This is a genomic window from Mycobacterium paraseoulense (genome assembly GCF_010731655.1).
Taxonomy (GTDB): Bacteria; Actinomycetota; Actinomycetes; order Mycobacteriales; family Mycobacteriaceae; genus Mycobacterium; species Mycobacterium paraseoulense.
Map to the genome: position 1 here is coordinate 1,811,580 of NZ_AP022619.1, position 19,516 is coordinate 1,831,095.

The following is a 19,516-nucleotide window of genomic DNA, read 5'->3' on the forward strand; positions in this document are numbered from 1 at the left end:
GATCACTCTTTTCGATGGTGTAAGCCATTCGGCGGTGAAGTGGGGTGGAAGGACCCTGTCGTCGAACTCTCGACTATACGCCGTAATGTGGCGCCGCCCAACCTCTTGCCAGACGGCGGTCACCAAGGCAAGCTTGCCCGTCAATCTCTTGTTCACGGGATGCCTTTCGTTGCGGTCCGCAATTCCTCAGGCCGCTGCGGGGATGAGTTCGGCAACGGCGTCGAGCATCGGCTCTATGGTGTCGACAGTGAACAGCGGCATTCCGACGATCAACCGATCGGCCCCGAGGTCGCGAACCCGCTCGACTGTCGCCCGCTTCACTCGACGCTTGGTCTTGTAAGTGTCCGTGTCGACGTCAAGCCAGAAGCCGCGAGAGTCCATGAAGGTCAGCTGAAGCGAGGCCGGATCGCGGCCGGCTTCTGCGAACCGGCTGCGCAGCTTCGCGATGGACACATCGGCTGTATCGAGCGCTTGCTCGATGCTGGGCAGCCAACCGTCACAGTGGTCGACCAACTGCTCGAAGGCACGTGCGGTTGCACGGCAGCCCAGCAGAATCGGCGGGCCCGGCGCCTGTACCGGCTTCGGGTATGACCAGCACTCGGCGAACTGAATGTGCTTGCCCCCGAACGTAAAACGATCATGTGTCCAGAGTCCGCGCACCGCCGCGAGGACCTCCCCGAAACGGCTCATCCGATACCTCGGATCGATCCCGTGATCGCGCAGCTCCGTCTCGTTCCAGCCGTAACCCACTCCCCACTCGAAGCGCCCGCCGCACAAGACATCAAGGCTGGCGACGGTCTTGGCAAGGTGAAGTGGATCGCCTTGACCTGGCAAAGCGATGCCGGTACCGAGCCGGATAACCCTGGTCCGCGCAGCGATCGCGGCCAACACGACGTAAGGATCCGGGATCCGGCGGTAGAACTCAGGCATTTGGCGAACGAATGCGTGGTCTTCACCGACCGGCAGATGACTGTGCTCACCGAACCAGATCGACTCGATGCCACGCTCCTCTGCCATCACCGCCAGACGGACACAGTCGCGCGGGTCGTCCCATGCCGTCGCCATCAGACCTATTTGCACTACCCGCTCCTCCTCAACGGCAGCCTTCGACTCCGAGCTGATCGGTGCGCAGTCAACGCAAGTCCTCGGCCGACGCGTCCTGCTCGGCGAGCCAGGCGCGGTGTCGGGCGAAATGGCCGACGTCTCGCGCGATCCAGATGCCTGTAGCCGTCGCGAGGACGGCCTCACTCGGCAACAGCACCAATTCGCCCGAAATGAACCACTTTTGCCCGTCGATCTTGTCGATCCACGCGCGCGCTTGCAGCGGGCGCTCGATGGGCACCGGCTTCTTGAAGTTGACCGTGAGTGTCGCGGTGACCGTCAGCTGGTTGTGAGCGATTGGGACGTGGCCCAATATCTCGTCCATCACGGAAGCGGTCCATCCGCCGTGGGCCACGTTCGGCCCACCTTCGTGATCGGGTGGGCACGCGAGGTTCGACGTGAGAACGTCGTCGGTACGCAGTTCCTCCTGCGTTACGCCGAGCCGGCACTCACCGGTCCGCATGCATGCCCCGCAGAGAGCGACTCCGCCTTCCGTGCGAGGCATCGCCTGGAAGTCGGCGCCGACCCACGACCCCAGATCGGACTCCCATGCGGTGTCGCTCATTTGCATCCCTTCCACCCGGGCCTTGTCATGTGACCGTACACCGTACAGTCATACCCGTGACGCCGGCCGGGAACCAGCTGATCCGAATCACTTCTTGGGGCGCGCAGCTCGCGGTTTGCGCCCGGGGGCGGCGCCGCGCGGTGCGGCCAGACGGGCACGTAGTCCCTCGATGATGGTGTCGACCCCGTAGCTGAAGAAGTCCCGGCCGTGCAACCCGGCGAGGTGCGGTCTGAGCTCGACGATGGTGTCCTCCAAGTCGGGTGGGTCGAGGTCGTCCTCGAACTCGATGACCTGATACCGCCCGAACAGGTAGGTGTGGATCATCGCGTACGACAAGAAAACCTCGGGCCCCTCGAAGCCGGCGCTCATCAGGATCTGCATGATGCCGTTCATCAGCCGTCGATCTGTGCTCCGCATCCGCTCCAACAGGATGGTCGCTATATCCGGATGACTGTGCAGCTGCGCGTCGATCCCGTCGATGACCGCACGAAGTCGCTCATCCCATGGGCCGGAATCCGGATCGGGTATCTCCACGCGCGACAGGAGCTTGCCGGCCACGAGATCCAGCAGTTCCCGATTGTCGGAGACGTACCAGTAGGCGGCCATCGCCGAACGCTTCAGCTGACGCGATAGCCGACGCATCGACAGGGCTTCCAGCCCCTCGGCGCGAATGATCTCGAGGGCGGCCGCGACGATCTGTTCTTCGGTGAGCGCCGGGGGCTTGTTGCGAGCCGCGGACCGACGCGCTTCGGCGGTTGACCGACTGTTCTCGGCTATCGCAGGCTCCGATCCTCCGGTGACGTCGGTTCAGATACTAACGTCACCTCGCCTGGCCGACGAGGAGCTTGACAAGGCCGTCACCGGCACCACGCGGTAGTGATCAGCATCACCTTACAGTGTAATGTGGTCTAAGCGATTGCCGGATCTGAGCATCGCCTCAGGCCGGCGTCGCGTCGAGCCGACACGCGAGCGAACCAGGAGTGCGATGCCCGACCTCACTCTGTCCGACATATGCAGTGAACACCGGCGACGGTATCCGGACCGCCTGGCGGTGATCGACGGGCCGGTTCGGTACACCTGGCCGCAATTCGACAACCGCGTCAATCAGGCCGCGCGACTGCTCGTGCACCACGGCGTTGGGCGCGGCGACCGGGTGCTGTGGCTTGCGCAGAACTCGTCCAGATTTCTCGAGTTGATGATCGCATGCGCCCGCCTCGGGGCGATGATCTGCCCGGCCAACTGGCGGCAGTCGGGCCACGAACTCGCCTTCGTCATCGACGACTTCGACCCGAAGATCATCGTGTGGCAGGAGGAGGAAATCGCGCCTCAGGTCGCCGAAGCGCGCACCCTCGCCGGCGGGTCCGCGGTCTGGATCCGACACGACTCCGACGATGCCGACGGCTATGACCGCCGTGTTGCCGAGTTCGCCACGGATCCAGTGGAATCCGAGGCCGACCCGCACGACGCCCTCCTCGTCATCTACACCGCCGCCATCATCGACCGCCCAGCCGGATCGATGCTCTCCCAGCGCAATTTGACGACGATGGCGATGCTCACAGGCAGGGTTACCGAAACCGACCACTCGAGCGTGTTCGTGAACTCCGGCCCGCTATTCCACATCGGCAACTTCCAGTTCGATTCGCTTCCTACGTTCGTCATGGGAGGAACGAACGTCTATGTCCGCCGGGTGGACGAAGCGGAGTTGCTAAGACTCATCGAGGCGGAGAAGGTCACGTCGGCCTTCCTGATGCCCCCTACGATCATCAAGATGCTGGAACTCAACAAGGAGGCCGAACACGACATCAGCTCGCTGCGCCCCGGTCCGTTCGCTCCCGTGTGGGGCGACGCGTTGCCCCCAGACGACCGCCTGTGGGCACAGCACACCGGCGGGTTCGGTCAGACCGAGGTCTCCGGCCTGGCCCTGCTCAACGCGTGGGGCACGTCCGGGATCGGCAATTCCGGCCGGCCTTCCCCGCTATGCCAGGTGCGCATCGTGGACGCCGAGGGCAACGAGGTACCCGACGGCATACCCGGCGAGATAGCGATCCGCGGTGACACCGTTCACCTCGGATACTGGAACCGGCCGGCGACCAACGCGGCGCGAATGCGCAACGGCTGGTGGCACACTCGCGATCGAGGGCGTCGCGAGGCGGACGGCACCATCGAATTCATGGGCACGCTGACGCGCATGATCAAGTCGGCGGCCGAGAATATCTATCCGCCCGAGGTCGAGTTCTGCCTGGCCGCGCACCCGGCCGTCAAGCAGGCGGCGATTATCGGGGTGCCCGATCCGACGTTCACGCAGTCGGTCAAGGCGATCGTGGTCCTCGAGGAGGGGCGGACGCTCACCGCCGCAGAGATCATCGAACACTGCCGTGAACGCATCGCGTCATACAAGAAGCCGAAGTTCGTCGAGTTCGTGGAGGTGATCCCGACCGTGAACGGGGTGACCGATTACGACGCGCTCGACGCGGCCTACGGCGGCGGCGGCTATCCGGGCGGCGCCAACGTCGCGCGGTAGGAGACGCCACCTGCTCGCAGAGCGATTGGCCAGACCGTGATCTGCTAAGACAGCACCTCGATGAGAGTCGAGTCGGCTTCGCCAACCATGAAAGTTTCAGCTGCTTCGAGGTAGCGACGCCAATGGCGTTGCGCGGCTTCGAAGTCGCCGTCTGAGAGCAGTTTGACCAGACGGGCGTATGCGCGCTGGGCCTGTTTGTTCACGGTGCTGCTGGATCCGCGCGGGTGCGACGCGATGAACAACGCGTTGTGCGCGTCGATGATGTGGAACAGCATCTTGCTCAGCTCCGCCAGCGTCATGTTACCGGTCGCCTCGACGATGGCGGAGTGGATCTTGAGATCGTGCGCTGCGAAAGCGTCGTCGTCATCGACAAGTTCCTCGGCCTCGGCCGCCAATTCCCCGAGCGTGCGAATGGCGGACCTGCGCTTGGAGCCACCCAACATCCCCACCGCGGACACCTCGATCTCGGTGCGCGCCTGGTACACGTCGGTCAGCGGGGTGCCCTGGTACTGCAGGAGGATTCCCATGTAACGTGCGGCGACCGCCCCGTCAGGCTCCAGCACGCGTCCGCCACCGCGTGCCCCCCGCAGGACCGTGATGATCGCCTCGGACTCCAGGATCCGGAAAGCCTCACGCAGCGTTGGCCGGGAGACACCAAATTGCTGCATCAGGATGGCTTCGTTCGGGAGTAGTTCGCCCGGCTTCAGCTCACCGGTGACGATCTGGCGCCGAAGGGTTGCTGCCACCAGTTCACTGGCCTTCGGAATTTTGACGATCGTGGACTTCTTCATCGCGTCACACCGTTCCTCGTCGCCACAGACACCAGCACCGCCTACCCGATAGGAATGAGTCCATCTATCGGAATCATTTGATTGATTGTAATCTGATGACCATATCGCGCGCGTTCTGGCCAATGCGGCTGCCGCGTGGAGATGCCAGTTTCCGCGCCGGATACGGAAAGTCCACCAGGTGACCTGTGACTTTGATCTGCGGGTGCGTCGAGCGCAATGGCGCCGCTTGGGCCAGACCTTAGTTCTACTCGCCTACGTGGGCGGTATCGCCGCTCACCGGGTGCTCCTCATCTGCCCACGTACTTCGGTGGGCGCTTTTCTTGCATGGCCGCCAACGCCTCCGCCGCGTCCTCGGTCGCAGCGACCACCGCGAAGTGCGACGAGATGAGATCCAGTGCCGTGCGCCGGTCGACGTCGGCGGACTGGTAGGTGGCGCGTTTGATCATGCGGACGGTCACCGGGGCGTGCTGGGCGATCGACTGCGCGAACTTCACCGTCTCCTCTTCCAGGGTTTCCGGAGTGGCCAAACGGTTGACGAGTCCGATGCGAAGCGCCTCGTGGGCGTCGATGAAGTCCCCCGTCAAGAGCAACTCAAGGGCCTTGGACGTACCCACGATGCGCGGAAGATAGTAGGCGCCGCCGTCGCCGGGGGTCAATCCGACCCTGACGTAGCCCTCGGACACTCTCGCCGACATCGACATGATGCGCATATCGCACATCAGAGCCATGTCGAGACCTGCGCCTACCGCGACGCCGTTGATCGATGCGATCACCGGCTTGTCCAGATCCGCGAGTGTGTGAGCAATCTGATGGATCTCGTCGTGGAGTTGGCTCTTGCGCTGCAGGGGCGTCAGGTTGGGATTGGCGTTTGAGATGGAGGAGAGATCGACGCCCGAACAAAAGGCCTTGTCCCCCGTGCCGGTGAGGACCAGCACCCGCACCTCGTCGTCGTGCTTGGCAGCCCGTAGCAGTTCAGCCCACTCGCGGATCATCTCGAAAGTGAATGCGTTGCGCGCTTCGGGCCGGTTGAGCCGAATGGTGCCCACGCCGTCGCGCACCGACCATTGCAGTTCGTCCAACACGAGCCTCCTCCAGACCGGAGTCCTGTCGACAGAACTCCACTCGTCCACCGGGCACTAAATTAGTTAACATTTTTGCCGTTATAGGGCGCTCCATGACCGATGCGTCACCTACGGAGGGGCTAGCCGCGGGATTCACGCGGGACCGGGTGTAGATCACGCCGACCTGGTTTGCCGAGGCAGTGAGCAAGCCGCAAGCTACGCGCGCGACCGCCACGGCCAAACACGCGGGTGATGCCGAACATACGGCACAGCGCGGCGAGCTGCGGGCGCGAGCGGTGACCGACTTGATCAGCCGAGCAGTTCGTAGATGGTGGCGTTCGCCGTTCCGCCGCCCTCGCACATGGTCTGAAGGCCATAGCGGCCACCCGTGCGACGCATGTGGTGGATCAAGGTCGTGGCGAGCCGCGCGCCCGAGCAGCCCAGCGGGTGGCCCAACGCGATCGCGCCACCAACGGGGTTGAGCTTGTCGCGGGACACGCCGGTATCCGCCTGCCACGCCAGCGGAACCGGGGCGAACGCCTCATTCACCTCGAAGAAGGCGATGTCGCCGAGGTCCAAGCCGGAGCGCTTCAGGGCCAGCTGCGTCGCCGGTATGGGTCCGGTCAGCATCTTCACCGGGTCGTCGCCGGTGCAGACCGCGGTGTGCACGCGCGCGAGTGGCGTCATGCCGAGTTCGGCGGCCCGTTCCGACGTGGTGATGAGCACGGCGGCGGCCCCGTCGGAGATCTGTGATGCGTTGCCCGCCGTGATCTTTCCGCCGTCGAGGAACGGCGCTTTCAGCGTGGCCAGCTTCTCCACCGTCGACCCGCGCCGGATTCCCTCGTCAGCGATGACGTCGCCGGCCGCTGTGCGCACGGCAACGATCTCGTCGACGAAGAGCCCGTCGTCCTGCGCCGCCGCCGCACGCTCATGCGATTCGACCGAGTACTCGTCGAGCTGGGTACGGGACAGCCCGTACTGTTCGGCGATGAGTTCGGCGCCCGCCCCCTGGTTGAACCTTCCGTTGAAGCCCGGCGCCGTCAGCTCGGACGCGTACCGTTCGACCGCGGGCCCGCCCATGTCGCCGGTACCGGGGACGGTGGCGGCGCCCATCGGCACGTTGGACATCATCTCCACGCCTCCGGCGACGACGATGTCGGCCTGCCCGGACACCACAGCCGCCGCCGCCGTCGAGATGGCCTGCTGAGACGAGCCGCACTGCCGGTCCACCGTGAAGCCCGGCACCGATTCCGGCCATCCGGCGGCGAGCACCGCCATGCGACCGATGTTTCCGGACTGCTGGCCGATGCTGATGACGTTCCCCCAGTGCACATCCTCGACGAGCGCGGGATCCAGCCCCGCGCGCGCGATGAGTTCGTTGAGTACGGTGGCCGAGAGTTCGACGGCATGCAGGCCCGCCAGACCGCCGTTGCGCTTGCCTATCGGTGTCCGCACCGCGGCGGCGATGACCGCATCTCGCATCGCAAATCCCTCTCTTTGCCAAATCAGTTGAATTTATTAGATACTTTGTACACCACCTTGGGCGCCCAGCACCGGGTGAGTTACCTTCTGAATAAGTAAACGGTTTAGCTGCCGCTTAACGACTGGTTGGGATGTACCGGATGACGAGTGCCTTGGTGCCGCCTTTCCGCGCGCTGCCACCCGAAACGGAGGGCCTGCGCACCGAGGTGCGGCAGTACATCCACGACGACCGTGCCCAACACGGCTGGACGCCGCGGGTCGACTCGTGGATCGCCTCGTGGGATCCCGGATTCAGCCGCCGACTCGGCGCCAAAGGCTGGCTGGGCATGACGTTTCCCCGCGAATACGGGGGCGGCGGATTCAGCCACGTCGAACGATTCGTCGTGATCGAGGAGCTCCTGGCCGCCGGCGCGCCGGTGGCCGCGCACTGGGTCGCCGACCGCCAAGCGGGGCCATCGCTGCTGAAGTACGGGAACGAGCGGCAGCGGCAGCGCTACCTGCCGGCCATCGCCCGCGGCGAGTGTTATTTCGCGATCGGCATGAGCGAACCGGAGTCCGGGTCCGACCTGGCCAGCGTGAAGACACGCGGCGTCCGCGTCGATGGCGGCTGGGAGCTGACCGGCACCAAGGTGTGGACTTCGGGCGCACACCACGCCCACGCGTTCGTCGTGCTGGCCCGCACGTCCGAACTCGACGTCGCGAAGCGTCATGAGGGGCTCAGTCAGTTCGTGGTCCCTCTGGACTCCCCCGGCCTCGACATCCGGCCGATCAGGCTGCTCACTGGGGCGCATCACTTCAACGAGGTGGCATTGTCGAAGGTTTTCGTGCCCGATGAGATGGTGCTCGGCGATATCGGGGACGGCTGGGCGCAGGTCACCTCCGAGTTGGGATTCGAACGCAGCGGGCCCGAGCGCATCCTTTCCACCCAACCGCTGCTCGAGGCGCTTGCCCGCACTTTCAAGAGCGACATGCATCGGGAGTATCCCTGGGCGGCTTCCGATCTCGGTGATCTGGTGTCCCAGCTTGCGACCCTGCGGCAGATGTCCGCTTCGGTGGCCGCCGCGTTGAGCCGCGGCGAGCCGGTTGGGATCGCCGCCGCGGTCATCAAGGATCTCGGCACGCGCTACGAGGGCGCGGTGGTGGACACGGCCAGCGCGGCGGCAGTCGTGCGCCCGGGCGTGCACGCGGATGACGACGTGGCCCGGCTGCTGGCCGAGGGCATCCTGCATGCTCCCGGCTTCACGCTTCGGGGAGGAACCAACGAGATCCTCAGCGGCGTCGTCGCACGCGGTTTGGGGCTGCGATGACGACGGCGACCGACGACGCCGACCTGCTCGCGGTTCGCAAACTGGCCGATGACATTCTCGCGTCGAGCACCGAGCCCCTGCTCGACGTGCAGCGCGTGGATCTCGAGTACAGCCCTGAACTCTGGAGCACGCTGACCGGCGCCGGCCTGACTCTGTTGACTACACCGGAAGCGCGCGGGGGCGCCGGCGCGAGTCTGCGGGAACTAGCGGTGGTGCTCGAGGCGTGCGGGTACCACGCGGCCCCGGTCCCGCTGGCCGAGCACGACCTGTTGGCATCGTGGCTACTGGGTATCGCTGACCTGCCCGCAGATTTTGGCGTCATGACGGCTGCGGTGACCGATCAGCAGCTGCGCGAGCGCCGGCTCACCGCCGTGCTCGACTATGTGCCCTGGGCCGGTGCAGCAGAGGCGCTCGTCGTCGCCGGCGACGGGTTTATCGCCAAGGTCCCACTGGCAGCGGCTCGGATCGACCCGGTCCTCGACATCGCCGGCCAGCCGGGCGGTCGGGTGCACATCGATATTCAGCTTGAGCCCGAGTGGTGCATCGAGGTGGCGGGGTCGCCGGCGCGAGAGTTCCGCCTGCGCGGCGCGCTGGCGCGGTCGGTGCAGACATGCGGGGCGCTTTCACGTGCGCTCGCATTGACATGTGAGCACGCCCAGCAGCGTGAACAGTTCGGCCGGCCCATCGCGAAATTCCAGGCGGTGCAGGCACTCATCGCCAACGCCGCGAGTTCGATCGCGCTGGCGAAGACGGCCTCGGAGTTTGCCGTCGAAGCCGTGACCGCCCACGGCTTCGATACCCCACCCGGCGTGTTCGCGGTGTCCATCGCGAAGATCGAAGCCGCCCGCGCCGCCACGTTGGTGGCGCGCAACGCGCATCAGGTACACGGTGCGATCGGGTTCACCCTCGACCACCGGCTACGCCACTTCACCTCTCGGGCACTGGCGTGGCGCGCGGAGTTCGGGGTGCAGCGGCAATGGCAACACCGTCTCGGCGAACTGGTGCTCGAATCACCCGACGGCGTATGGGAAGTCGTCACCGCACTGAGCAGCGGCGTCTTCTAGTCCGACCAACAACGTAGTCAGCTAGTCATCTGGAACCGGAGGAATCGTGCGGAGAGACATCTTCGAACCCGAACACGACGAATTTCGAGCGACCGCCAGGGCGTTCTTCGAAACCAGCTGCGTGCCCCACGTCGAGGAGTGGGAGCAGCGCGGCTACACCGATCGAGAGCCGTGGCTGGAAGCCGGCAAGCTTGGGCTGCTCGGCTGGGAGGTGCCCGAGGAGTACGGCGGCATGGGCATCAAGGACTTCCGCTACAACGCGATCGTCAACGAGGAGTTCTGGCTCACCGGAAGCGTCGGGCTGGGATTGGGTGTGCAGAACGACATCCTCGCCGGCTATTTCACCGAGCTGACCACCGACGAGCAAAAGAAGCGCTGGCTGCCCGGTTACGTCTCGGGTGAGCTGATCACCGCGATCGCGATGTCGGAACCCGGCGCCGGCTCTGACCTCGCCAACATCAAGACTTCGGCGCGCCGCGACGGCAGCGACTTCATCGTCAACGGCGCGAAGACGTTCATCTCCAACGGACTGCTTGCCGACCTCGTCGTCGTCGCCTGCCGCACCAATCCCGACGCCGACAAGCCGCACAAGGGTTTGAGTCTCATCGTCGTGGAGAGCGGAATGCCCGGATTCGAACGCGGCCGCAAGCTCGACAAGATCGGTCAAAAGTCCGCCGACACAGCCGAACTCATCTTCACCGACGTTCGGGTGCCCGCCGAGAATCTGCTCGGCGAAGAGGGGCGAGGCTTCTACCATCTGATGCGCAACCTGCCCGCCGAACGCCTCGGTATCGCAATCCACGCGGCGGCGGCGGCTCGACGGGCCCTGGATCTCTCCGTTCAGTACGCGCGCGATCGCAAGGCCTTCGGTCAGCCGATCGGCACCTTCCAGGTGAACCGGCACGCGATCGCCCAGATGCGCACCGAGCTGGACGTCATGCAGACCTATATCGACAAATGCATCATGGCGGTCAACAGTGGCGATCTCAGCGCCGACGAAGCAGCCGGAGCGAAGTGGTTCGCGACCGAGACACAGTGGAAGATCATCGACCGGTGCCTGCAGCTGCACGGCGGCTACGGCTACATCAACGAGTACGAGATCGCGCGCCTGTGGCGCGACTCTCGCGTTCAGCGGATCTACGGCGGCACCAACGAGATCATGCTCGACATCGTTGGCAAGGGGCTGGGATTCTGAGCGGCCCGCGCGACGCGGTCATCGTCGCGACCGCTCATACTCCGATCGGCCGGACCTTCAAGGGCTCACTCGTGGACGAACGCGCAGACGAACGGTGCGTCACGTCACCGCCATTCAGGCCACGATGGCGCGCGCATAGTCTGAATACGAGATCGGGTGTCGCAGGTGTCGCTGTACTCCCATTCAGTAATTCTTGATTGTGGCTGGGAGAGTTCCAATCTCGAAGATAGGGCCGGCTTCGGAAGGCTCCGTGATGTGTCCCCACATTTGACGCCCGGCCTGCTCTGCCGGCATGGGCTCGCCGCGGCCGATGCTGTCCCTGGTTGCACCGGCCGCGGGGCAGTCTCGGGGGTCGACCTCGGCGATGTGGTGCACGCCGGGCGATTCGACCAGGCCAAGCCGGAAGCCAATCACCCGCGGACCGACTCCTCGACGCCTGCGCTCGAGTGCAACTGTGCGTACCCACATTTCGATGCCCGCCTTGGACGCGCTGTAGAACGACGCACCTTCCATCGGGATCTTGGCCGACAGTGACGACACCATCGCCAAGGTCGATTCGAGTCCCGGAGGCACCGCCTCGAGGAAGGCATTGCCCAGCCACAGCGCCGCAGCGTGATTGGCGATCAGATGTTCGCGCACGCGCCCCTTATCGACCTCGCCGGCGTACCCGTAGGGCCCTTCCATGAATGCGTTGTGAACAAAGACGACCCGGCTGCCATCGAACTGCCTGAGTTCCTTCGCCATGCTCTCCGCGGCACGTTCCCAGTCAGCTGGCACGGACAGATCGAGCGGAATGTTCTCCAGCTGTCCAGCGGTGCCGCGAGACATGTTGATGATGCGTGCGTCCGGATACGGGACTGTGCGGGCCAGGCCGGCTCCGACGCCCTTCGTGGCACCGGAGATCCACACGACGGTGTCGGCCCGACGTTTGCCGTTCCCGCTCATTGGTTGCGCACTCCCACGGTCAGGTCCCGCGGACGCAATACCGGCAGAACGTCATCGCGACCAAACCACGAAGGCGCGGGATGCGAGCCGGCCGGCGGCCTGGCCCAGTCCACCCATGGCCCCCAGTCCTGCCTGGTCATCTTGCTCGCATGGTCAGGGTCATGCGCGGCCGCGGCGGCGGCGTACCGTTCGGCCGCCTTGCGCGCCTCGGGCAGGATCCACCAGTCCTCTTCCGAACGCCACTTCCCATCACCGGCGTACTGAATCACTTGCATCGAGGGAAAGCCGATCGGGGCACCCCCGGGCTCAGGGTTGTCCGCCCAATTCTCAACCTCGAAGACGACCCGCTCCCCGTCGATGTTGTACCACTTCAGCGGCGTGTAGATCTGCGGCACGGCCGCCATCGCACCCTCGACCCACACCTTGATCTCTGCCGGACCGCGGAACCTGCCCCAAAAATGTTCGCGGTAGACGGCGTCATCGGTGAACAACGCCGCCCAGGACGCCCAATCCTCGAGTACCGGACCGGTCATGTAGTACGTCTTGAACGCAGCCTCGACCTCGTCGCGAGTAAACATCCTGCAGCACAACCCTTCCCAGTTTTCGTACGGCTATGGCGCCGCGTCTATAGCGTTGTTACTATAGCGCTGATATATGGATTGGCAAACAGTACTGATCATCTGGAGGAGCCGATCGTGACAGCTGCGCGAACCAGGCACGCCCGAGCCCCCCTCAGCAGGGACGCCGTTGTCATGGCGGCGTTGCGGATCACTCACGAAGAAGGGCTCTCGGCGCTTACCGTGCGGCGGTTGTGCGCCGAGCTGTCGGTCGGAGCGCCGACCGTCTATTACCACGCGGGCAGCATGCAGGAGCTGTACGAATTGGTCAGTGACGCTGTCATAGCTCAGATCGAGGTTCCCCTCGAGGGTAGCTGGCAAGACAGGGTGATCGACCTTGTCGCGCGGACCCGCGCCATCTTCGCCCGCCACCCCGGAGTTGCCGCCTTCGTCAACGGTCATCACCCTCTGCCAGCGGCGATCGGACTCGCCGACGCAACCATAGGCATACTCCTCGAGGAGCTCGACCACTCGACAGCCTTGACCGCCTACCACGTCATCACCGTCTACAACATGGGGCAGATGCTCATCGACGGTGCAGAGACGGCGTCGAAAGGGCGGCCTGTCAATCCCACGTTCCTGCCCCACGGAAAGTCGCCCGCGCGCTATCGCTCCTTATCAGAGGTCCGTTCGGTAACAGGACATCTCGACCCTGGAGATACCCACTTGCAGGGCTTGCGCTGGATCCTGTTCGGCGCCCGACACAATTCGCGACTCCCCGAAGAGGAAGGCACATTAACTGGTGACTGAATCAAACGCGCGCCGAGACGAGCTCATTGGGGTTGCATGGGAACCCTGGCATCTGTTCAGCGAGGGCAAAATTGACGAAGGCCTGAGTCTGCTGTCCGATGACGGAACGTTCTGGGAAGTGTCCAGCCGCGAGTCGCGCCCCATGCCTGAGATGAAAACCTTTATCGCGCAATTGCTCTCGATCGTTCCGATTCGCTTCACCTTGATCGATGCGATCGTGGAGGGCAACCGGGCCGTGCTCCTGGCGGAGAGCGAGGGCCACATCGACGCCAACGAGTATTACCGGAACGCGTACTCCTTCGTCGTGCGGGTCGATCCCGCCTCCGGGCAAGTCGTCTCAGTACGCGAATACAGTGACACATTGCATGGCTTCAAAGTTCTGGTGCCCGTTCTGCGGCGGGCAAGCATCGCAAGAAATGAAACCTCGGCGTCGGCCGAGGTCATCGAGAGCTGAGGGAGCCATGACGGAGGTGCGTTTCGATGGCCAGGTCGTGATCGTGACGGGCGCCGGACGAGGTATGGGCAGAGCGCATGCGCTGCTATTGGCCGAACGCGGAGCCACTGTCGTGGTGAACGACGTGGGAAGCGGCATGCACGGCAGCGGCAGCGATACTGGCCCGGCGGACGACGTCGTCGCCGAGATCCAAACCAGGGGCGGCAACGCGATCGCGAATTTCGACGATGTGTCGACGTCTCGCGGATGCGATGCGCTGGTTGCGGCGGCGGTCTCCGAATTCGGACGGGTGGACGCGGTGCTGCACAACGCGGGGGTGTTCACGTTCACCCCGCTGGCGCAAATTCACGACGGCACCTGGGACCATATCCGCAGCGTCTCGCTAGACGCGTCGCTGTTCCTGACTCGCGCAGCGTGGCCGCACTTCGTCGCGCAGGGCGGCGGGTCGGTTCTCTACATCTCTTCCGGAGCCGGCCTGTACGGGTCGCCGACACTCGCGCATTACGGTGCGGCCAAGACCGGAATGATGGGTTTGGCCCGCGTGGCCGCCCACGAGGGCGCTTCGGCCAACATCCGCGCCAACGTGCTCGCCGTCGGTGCGCATACCCGGATGACCGCCCATATGCTGAAGGACAGCCCCAACCTGGAGAAGTTCTGGGAGAACTATTATCGCCCGGAGCTGGTCAGTGCCGCGGCGGCGTGGCTGGTTCACCCCGACTGCACGGCGAACGGCCGGTTTTACGAGGCGATGGGCAGCCGAGTAGCGAGGTTCGACTACGTCGAGTCACGCGGTCTGTGTCACCTCGATCTCACAGTCGACGATGTGCGCGACCACTTCGCAGAGATCGATGAATTCGGAGACCTCGGGAGCAGCCACGTGTTCGAGGACCAGGTCGCCTACGGCGAGTTCCTCATGAAACTTCATATCGAAATGGGCGCCACGCCGCCGGAACCCGACGCCGTTATGCCGCAACAAGTGTGAACCTCGGGAAACCCGAGCTTCACCATCTGGAAGCGGCTGTTATGGCGATGAGAATTCATGAATATGGAGTCTCAAGGGCGTCGGCATGATCAGTTTTCTCGAGCACCTGCCGGTCTGATGGGGGCTCATTCGAGCAGGTCGACGACTGAACCCGCGACCCCGGAGCTGCGCAACCGGGCGCTGGTCGCAAGAATATGCTTGCGCCACAGCGCTTCCGCCCCGGCCGCGTCCTTATCCGCGATGAGTTCGACGACCTTCGCGTGAGTGCGGGTGGCCGCCGCCGCACTGGCGGCCGACGAAGGACTCGAACCGCCGTTGTCATCGACGTAGCTCTGCGTCGCGAGCTCGATGATGTGGCGGATCACATCGCTGAGGACCGCGAGCGTCTGATTTCCCGCCATGTCGATGACCAACCGGTGGAACTCGTTCTGCAGTTCGAGCAGGTGCCCGGGGTCCACGTTCACGTCGCGCTCGGCGGTCACCGCTTCGCGCAGGCGTTTCAAGTCGTCGGCGCTCCGATTGCGCGCGAGCATCGCAACACAGGGTCCCTCGATGGCCGCGGCTGCGGTGAACACGTCCGCGGTCGTCGCCTGGCGGTACTCCAGCAGCAGTCCGGCGTAATGAGCGGCCTTCTGCACGCGCGGCACGCTTACCTCGATGCCGCCGCGCGAGCCTCGTTTGACGACGACGAGCGACTCGGATTCGAGCACCCTGATCGCCTCGCGTAGCGTGGGCCTTGAAACGCCGAACTGGTTGAGCAAATCTGCTTCACTAGGCAGCACGTCCCCCTCGGTGAGCTCGCCGCGGATGATTCTGCGGCGCAGCTGGCGTGCGATGACGTCCGCAGCGCGTCCGACGGGCTCGCCATCGCCCTTTACCTTCACCGGCATCGCTCTACTTTAAACACCCGGCTCTTGATCGATGGGTAGGCAGGGCGGCTCTGAGCAGCGCGCCCCTCCGGTCCATCGCCTCAGTGGCGGGCTTCAGCCGCGTACCGCCGTCAATCCCTCCCACAGCGCGTCGATGATTTCCCGCTGGGCGGCCGGCGACGGCGGTTGCCGGCCCGGGGCCCGGATAGTCCGCATGTACATGACGCCGATCAGCGCATCTGCCGCCCATCGGACGTCCGCATCGGGCGGTAAAAGCCGCTCCCGTACGGCGCTTTCCAACAGACCCACGAGCCGCTTACCCGCCTTGGCGATCACCTTGTCCTGGAATGCGGCGTAGAGCTCCGGGTGCCGCGGAGCGTCCGCGATCAGGCGCAGCTGAATAGACAGCATCTCCGGTGCCATGACCCTACCCAGGTGCGCGACGATGGCGTCGAGCTCGGCTCGCACGCCGGCCTCCGGTCGCGGCCGCGGCCACTCGATGAGCCGCTCCAGCGTGTCGAGAATCAACGCATCCCGATTCGGCCACCGCAGCAGCAGGCTCGGGCGGGCGACTCCCGAACGGCGCGCGACGCCGCGCATGCTGAACCCCTCGAACCCGCGCGCGGCCAGTTCCTGCTTGGCCGCGGCGTAAACACGGTTTTCCGTCGACGGATCGCGGGGCCGCCCCGGAGCCGATACCGGGTGGACGTCCATGTCAGGCTCCTGGCTATTTCAGCAAGGCCAGCCCGTTGTCGCGCAAGAATTCCCGGCGACGCGTCTCGTCGAGACCCTCGACCTTTAGATACATCTCGGCCGGCTCGCGCAGCCCCTCGGCGTGCGGCCAGTCGGACCCCATGACAAGGGCCTCGGTTCCGCCGAGCGCCTCGACGAGCTTGACCGTGTCGTCCTCGGGGTAGGGCACGACGTTGACGTGTCGCTTGAAGATCTCGCTGGGCCGTTCGGTGAGTGGCCCTCCGAGCCACGGGCCCAGCCGCGCCATGCCGCGACTCTTGTCCATGTGGCTGATGAAGTGAGGAATCCACGCTGCACCGTGCTCGCTGACCAGAACCCGAATGTCGGGGAACCGCCCGAAGAGGTTGTCGAAGATCAGCGCTGACAGGGTGTCGGTGATCGGCCGCTCACCGTAGGTGTTCTGCCACTGCCAGGCGGAGAACTGGAACGGCGGCCCCATCTTCCAGCCCCACTGCGAAGCGACGTGCTCCTGATAATGATTCTCCGAAATGTGATAGCAAATCACCGCTTTCGCTTCGTTGATGCGAGCCCAGAAGGGGTCGAAGTACGGGTCACCGGGACTACGGCCGTACGCCGGTCCGGTGCACAGGTAGATGAAACGCGCTCCGGCATCGAGGACCCGATCGAGCTCGGCGACCGCGCGGTCGAGGTCGCGCAGCGAGTTCAGCGCCGGCGCATAGATGGTGTCTTTGTAGTTGAATCCCCAGTCCTCGTCGATCCACTTGTTGAACGACTCGAAGTTGTCATACAGCGGATCGATGCCGTCGAGGAAGGGCTCCGCCAGCAGCGCCCAGCCGCCCGGATACATGATGGACCGCTCGATCTGTTGCTCAGCGAGCTGTTTGATCCGCGCGTCTCTGTCGAGGTACTCGATCTGGACCGGCTCGAAGAACCGTTCGGCGTCGGCGGCGTTACCCGACGCTCGCTGCTTGAGCATCTCGACCAGCGAGCCCGGAACGTAGGCCTTGTCCGGGTCGGTCTCGAACGCGGTGACGATGCGCTGGTTGGCGAGGAGCGCCTTGCCACCGGTCGGGGTATCGATCAGATGCACCGCGGTGTCGAGCTTCGCCTTGGGCATGAATCTGGTGAAGCAGTCCTTGGCCTCGTAGGAGTGCTGATCGAAGTCGACCAGTTTGTAGGGCAGTGGTCCGACGGTGTCCTGTATCAAGGCCATGTCAATTCTCCATCCTTAACGTGTCGCTTAATAATATACCGCATTGGTATGTAATCACGCCAGACCTTACTTCGGCAGCAGCGCGCTCAGTCCGTACGCTGATCGACGGCGGTCCCGGCCTCTTGACGGACATACCTGACAAGTCCGTCGGCTATCGCTCGACGTTGGCGCAACACATCACCCTGAGCCCCGTTGGTGAGCGGCACGGACAGCGCTGGTTTCCAATAGTTGACAAGTGCGTCGAAAGAAACTTAGCCTGGCAAAACGCCGCCTGAGCCGCGATCGGCGACGCATCTTGAGCAGAACTCACTACTACGAACTGAGGGACGGATCATGGGTAAGTTGGACGGCCGCGTTGCATTCATCACCGGCGCTGGCCGCGGCCAGGGACGCGCTCATGCCGTCCGCCTGGCCGAAGAGGGTGCTGACATCATCGGCGTCGACGTCTGCGCCGACCTTCCTACCGTCCCGTATCCGCTCGCCTCACGGGACGATCTCGAGCACACCGCGAAGCTCGTCGCCGAGGCCGGGACACGCGTCGTGACCAAAGTTGCCGACGTGCGGGACATCAACGCGTTGCGCACTGCGTTCAATGAGGGTGTGGCGGAACTCGGTGGGCGCATCGACATCGTGGTGGCCAACGCGGGAATCATGCACTTCGGCGACGTGGATGAGAACCACGAGGACGACGACGCGTCGTGGGAACTCGCAGTCGCCGTCCTGCTGGGCGGGGTGCGCAACACCATCAAGGTGGCCAGGCAGCCCTTGATCGACGGCGGGCGCGGCGGTTCGATCATCATCACCAGCTCAGCAGCCGGACTCAAGGGCATGTCCGACGGAAACGGCGGCCCGGACGGCTACGTGGCGTCCAAGCACGGCGTCGTCGGGCTCATGCGAACCTACGCCAACCTCCTTGCCCCGCACAATATTCGGGTAAACACCATCCATCCGACCGGTGTGATGACTCCGATGATCATGAATGAGTCATTCGTCGCGTGGGTGGCAACCCACCCAGAGATCGCCGACCGGATGACCAACCCGATGCCGGTGCCCGCACTCGACCCCAGGGACGTCAGTCACACCGTAGCCTTCCTCGCTTCCGACGAGGCGAAGTACATCACCGGCGTGACGCTGCCCGTCGACGCCGGCTTCAACGCCCGGTTGTAATTCCTGCGAACTGCAACCGATATGGCGGGGACTTCGCCGTACCCGCCATGCCGCGGTGACCGCAACATCAAGCCTGCAAACCTGCAGTGAGCATGGCCGCGAGTTCGCGGTACGCACTCGCATCGTCGAGGCCCACCTCGTGGCGAACCGCACCCCGCTGTATCCGGACCATCATCGTGGCGGCCATGTCGGCGGCGAACGCCGCGTGGACCGGTCGAAACTCGCCGGCCGCAACGCCTTCGCCGATAAGTTCCGAGACCCGTCGTGTCGCGATGCGCGTGTTTCTGGCGTACACCTCCCGAGCCGCCGCGTGGGAGTTGACGTCCGCCATGAACGCGTCTGATGCGACATCCAGGGCGGCGCCCACGGCGGACAGGTACGCGGTGATCCGATCGCGTGCGCCCGTCGCGCCGGCGACCTCGCGTTCGACGTCCTCGGTAGCCCGGCGGAAGAAGTGGACGACGACGGCTCGGATGAGCTGCTCGCGACTGTCGACCAATTTGTAGAGCGTCGACTTCGAGCAACCGCAATGCGTTGCGATGTCGTCCAGGGTGACCTCGATGAATCCGCGACTGAGGAACATCTCCACGACGGCCTCGAATAGCTCGGCGCGACGATCGATGTTTGAAGGAGGCCTGCCGGTCACGACTGAATGATACTGCGAAAGGCACTATAGTACGGTTTTGCGTATAGCCCCGCCGAGATGACCGACGAGAGG

At 64.5% G+C, this 19,516-nt stretch carries 20 protein-coding genes; 8 read left to right on the top strand and 12 right to left on the bottom strand.

Features of this window, described 5'->3' with window-relative positions; translation table 11 throughout:
* Window positions 1-186: 186 nt before the first annotated feature.
* The 3 genes from G6N51_RS08280 to G6N51_RS08290 all read right to left on the bottom strand — a co-directional run bounded on the left by G6N51_RS08280 (window position 187) and on the right by G6N51_RS08290 (window position 2,272).
* Window positions 187-1,065 carry a TIGR03619 family F420-dependent LLM class oxidoreductase gene (locus G6N51_RS08280; protein WP_067920413.1) on the bottom strand — a complete coding sequence of 293 codons (879 nt, stop codon included), beginning with the start codon at window positions 1,063-1,065 and terminating at the stop codon, window positions 187-189.
* Between the two features lie 67 nt (window positions 1,066-1,132).
* The gene (locus G6N51_RS08285) at window positions 1,133-1,666 is read right to left on the bottom strand and encodes a PaaI family thioesterase (RefSeq protein ID WP_142274852.1); all 534 of its coding nucleotides are present in this window, start codon (window positions 1,664-1,666) and stop codon (window positions 1,133-1,135) included.
* An 87-nt stretch (window positions 1,667-1,753) separates the two neighbouring features.
* The gene (locus G6N51_RS08290) at window positions 1,754-2,272 is read right to left on the bottom strand and encodes a TetR/AcrR family transcriptional regulator C-terminal domain-containing protein (RefSeq protein ID WP_231984189.1); all 519 of its coding nucleotides are present in this window, start codon (window positions 2,270-2,272) and stop codon (window positions 1,754-1,756) included.
* A 379-nt stretch (window positions 2,273-2,651) separates the two neighbouring features.
* Between G6N51_RS08290 and G6N51_RS08295 the strand changes: the two genes are divergently transcribed.
* Window positions 2,652-4,187: an AMP-binding protein gene (locus tag G6N51_RS08295; protein WP_083169425.1), complete on the top strand. Its 1,536-nt coding sequence runs from the start codon at window positions 2,652-2,654 to the stop codon at window positions 4,185-4,187.
* A 44-nt stretch (window positions 4,188-4,231) separates the two neighbouring features.
* Here the strand turns inward: G6N51_RS08295 and G6N51_RS08300 are convergent, their stop codons facing one another.
* The 3 genes from G6N51_RS08300 to G6N51_RS08310 all read right to left on the bottom strand — a co-directional run bounded on the left by G6N51_RS08300 (window position 4,232) and on the right by G6N51_RS08310 (window position 7,521).
* Window positions 4,232-4,978: a FadR/GntR family transcriptional regulator gene (locus G6N51_RS08300; RefSeq protein ID WP_083169427.1), complete on the bottom strand. Its 747-nt coding sequence runs from the start codon at window positions 4,976-4,978 to the stop codon at window positions 4,232-4,234.
* A 287-nt stretch (window positions 4,979-5,265) separates the two neighbouring features.
* Window positions 5,266-6,057, bottom strand: a complete 792-nt coding sequence (locus G6N51_RS08305; RefSeq protein ID WP_083169651.1) for an enoyl-CoA hydratase/isomerase family protein — start codon at window positions 6,055-6,057, stop codon at window positions 5,266-5,268.
* Between the two features lie 291 nt (window positions 6,058-6,348).
* Entirely contained in the window at window positions 6,349-7,521 is a 1,173-nt protein-coding gene (locus tag G6N51_RS08310; protein WP_083169429.1) for a thiolase family protein, read from the bottom strand.
* A 140-nt stretch (window positions 7,522-7,661) separates the two neighbouring features.
* Here G6N51_RS08310 and G6N51_RS08315 point away from each other — a divergent pair, with 140 nt between their 5' ends.
* The 3 genes from G6N51_RS08315 to G6N51_RS08325 are packed head-to-tail and all read left to right on the top strand — an operon-like array spanning window position 7,662 to window position 11,087.
* On the top strand, window positions 7,662-8,828 hold the full coding sequence (locus G6N51_RS08315) for an acyl-CoA dehydrogenase family protein (protein ID WP_083169653.1): 1,167 nt from the start codon (window positions 7,662-7,664) through the stop codon (window positions 8,826-8,828).
* Window positions 8,825-9,892, top strand: a complete 1,068-nt coding sequence (locus G6N51_RS08320; RefSeq protein ID WP_083169431.1) for an acyl-CoA dehydrogenase family protein — start codon at window positions 8,825-8,827, stop codon at window positions 9,890-9,892. The genes G6N51_RS08315 and G6N51_RS08320 overlap by 4 nt, the downstream gene beginning before the upstream one ends.
* 46 nt (window positions 9,893-9,938) lie before the next feature.
* Complete coding sequence (locus tag G6N51_RS08325) at window positions 9,939-11,087, top strand: acyl-CoA dehydrogenase family protein (protein ID WP_083169433.1); 1,149 nt, start codon at window positions 9,939-9,941, stop codon at window positions 11,085-11,087.
* A gap of 183 nt (window positions 11,088-11,270) precedes the next feature.
* Here the strand turns inward: G6N51_RS08325 and G6N51_RS08330 are convergent, their stop codons facing one another.
* Both G6N51_RS08330 and G6N51_RS08335 read right to left on the bottom strand, forming a co-directional pair.
* Complete coding sequence (locus tag G6N51_RS08330; protein WP_083169435.1) at window positions 11,271-12,032, bottom strand: SDR family NAD(P)-dependent oxidoreductase; 762 nt, start codon at window positions 12,030-12,032, stop codon at window positions 11,271-11,273.
* A complete protein-coding gene (locus G6N51_RS08335; protein ID WP_083169437.1) occupies window positions 12,029-12,610 on the bottom strand; it encodes a nuclear transport factor 2 family protein in 582 nt (193 codons plus the stop codon). The genes G6N51_RS08330 and G6N51_RS08335 overlap by 4 nt, the downstream gene beginning before the upstream one ends.
* 174 nt (window positions 12,611-12,784) lie before the next feature.
* Between G6N51_RS08335 and G6N51_RS08340 the strand changes: the two genes are divergently transcribed.
* Genes G6N51_RS08340 through G6N51_RS08350 form a run of 3 tightly spaced genes read left to right on the top strand, consistent with a single transcriptional unit; the run spans window position 12,785 to window position 14,835 of the window.
* Window positions 12,785-13,399 (top strand): TetR/AcrR family transcriptional regulator, encoded by a 615-nt coding sequence (locus tag G6N51_RS08340; protein ID WP_067920433.1) that lies wholly within the window; start codon window positions 12,785-12,787, stop codon window positions 13,397-13,399.
* Window positions 13,392-13,853, top strand: coding sequence for a nuclear transport factor 2 family protein (locus G6N51_RS08345; protein WP_158086183.1), 462 nt, complete (start codon window positions 13,392-13,394; stop codon window positions 13,851-13,853). Before G6N51_RS08340 ends, G6N51_RS08345 begins: the two co-directional genes overlap by 8 nt.
* A gap of 7 nt (window positions 13,854-13,860) precedes the next feature.
* A complete protein-coding gene (locus tag G6N51_RS08350; RefSeq protein WP_158086184.1) occupies window positions 13,861-14,835 on the top strand; it encodes an SDR family NAD(P)-dependent oxidoreductase in 975 nt (324 codons plus the stop codon).
* Between the two features lie 125 nt (window positions 14,836-14,960).
* Here the strand turns inward: G6N51_RS08350 and G6N51_RS08355 are convergent, their stop codons facing one another.
* The 3 genes from G6N51_RS08355 to G6N51_RS08365 all read right to left on the bottom strand — a co-directional run bounded on the left by G6N51_RS08355 (window position 14,961) and on the right by G6N51_RS08365 (window position 17,631).
* Window positions 14,961-15,725, bottom strand: coding sequence for a FadR/GntR family transcriptional regulator (locus tag G6N51_RS08355; protein WP_083169441.1), 765 nt, complete (start codon window positions 15,723-15,725; stop codon window positions 14,961-14,963).
* Between the two features lie 93 nt (window positions 15,726-15,818).
* Complete coding sequence (locus G6N51_RS08360; protein WP_067920440.1) at window positions 15,819-16,418, bottom strand: TetR/AcrR family transcriptional regulator; 600 nt, start codon at window positions 16,416-16,418, stop codon at window positions 15,819-15,821.
* 13 nt (window positions 16,419-16,431) lie between these two features.
* The gene (locus G6N51_RS08365) at window positions 16,432-17,631 is read right to left on the bottom strand and encodes an amidohydrolase family protein (RefSeq protein ID WP_083169443.1); all 1,200 of its coding nucleotides are present in this window, start codon (window positions 17,629-17,631) and stop codon (window positions 16,432-16,434) included.
* Between the two features lie 333 nt (window positions 17,632-17,964).
* On the opposite strand from G6N51_RS08365, the gene G6N51_RS08370 reads away from it, so the two are divergent.
* Window positions 17,965-18,798 carry a mycofactocin-coupled SDR family oxidoreductase gene (locus G6N51_RS08370; protein WP_083169445.1) on the top strand — a complete coding sequence of 278 codons (834 nt, stop codon included), beginning with the start codon at window positions 17,965-17,967 and terminating at the stop codon, window positions 18,796-18,798.
* Between the two features lie 67 nt (window positions 18,799-18,865).
* Here the strand turns inward: G6N51_RS08370 and G6N51_RS08375 are convergent, their stop codons facing one another.
* Window positions 18,866-19,444: a TetR/AcrR family transcriptional regulator gene (locus G6N51_RS08375; RefSeq protein ID WP_264052609.1), complete on the bottom strand. Its 579-nt coding sequence runs from the start codon at window positions 19,442-19,444 to the stop codon at window positions 18,866-18,868.
* Window positions 19,445-19,516: the final 72 nt, after the last annotated feature.

Coding starts and splice junctions, on each gene's coding strand:
- G6N51_RS08370 (WP_083169445.1), top strand. CDS start 17,965: ATGGGTAAGTTGGACGGCCGCGTTGCATTCATCACCGGCGCTGGCCGC.
- G6N51_RS08290 (WP_231984189.1), bottom strand. CDS start 2,272: ATGGCCGCCTACTGGTACGTCTCCGACAATCGGGAACTGCTGGATCTC.
- G6N51_RS08360 (WP_067920440.1), bottom strand. CDS start 16,418: ATGGACGTCCACCCGGTATCGGCTCCGGGGCGGCCCCGCGATCCGTCG.
- G6N51_RS08285 (WP_142274852.1), bottom strand. CDS start 1,666: ATGAGCGACACCGCATGGGAGTCCGATCTGGGGTCGTGGGTCGGCGCC.
- G6N51_RS08350 (WP_158086184.1), top strand. CDS start 13,861: ATGACGGAGGTGCGTTTCGATGGCCAGGTCGTGATCGTGACGGGCGCC.
- G6N51_RS08365 (WP_083169443.1), bottom strand. CDS start 17,631: ATGGCCTTGATACAGGACACCGTCGGACCACTGCCCTACAAACTGGTC.
- G6N51_RS08295 (WP_083169425.1), top strand. CDS start 2,652: ATGCCCGACCTCACTCTGTCCGACATATGCAGTGAACACCGGCGACGG.
- G6N51_RS08330 (WP_083169435.1), bottom strand. CDS start 12,032: ATGAGCGGGAACGGCAAACGTCGGGCCGACACCGTCGTGTGGATCTCC.
- G6N51_RS08340 (WP_067920433.1), top strand. CDS start 12,785: ATGGCGGCGTTGCGGATCACTCACGAAGAAGGGCTCTCGGCGCTTACC.
- G6N51_RS08300 (WP_083169427.1), bottom strand. CDS start 4,978: ATGAAGAAGTCCACGATCGTCAAAATTCCGAAGGCCAGTGAACTGGTG.
- G6N51_RS08355 (WP_083169441.1), bottom strand. CDS start 15,725: ATGCCGGTGAAGGTAAAGGGCGATGGCGAGCCCGTCGGACGCGCTGCG.
- G6N51_RS08280 (WP_067920413.1), bottom strand. CDS start 1,065: ATGGCGACGGCATGGGACGACCCGCGCGACTGTGTCCGTCTGGCGGTG.
- G6N51_RS08335 (WP_083169437.1), bottom strand. CDS start 12,610: ATGTTTACTCGCGACGAGGTCGAGGCTGCGTTCAAGACGTACTACATG.
- G6N51_RS08320 (WP_083169431.1), top strand. CDS start 8,825: ATGACGACGGCGACCGACGACGCCGACCTGCTCGCGGTTCGCAAACTG.
- G6N51_RS08315 (WP_083169653.1), top strand. CDS start 7,662: ATGACGAGTGCCTTGGTGCCGCCTTTCCGCGCGCTGCCACCCGAAACG.
- G6N51_RS08310 (WP_083169429.1), bottom strand. CDS start 7,521: ATGCGAGATGCGGTCATCGCCGCCGCGGTGCGGACACCGATAGGCAAG.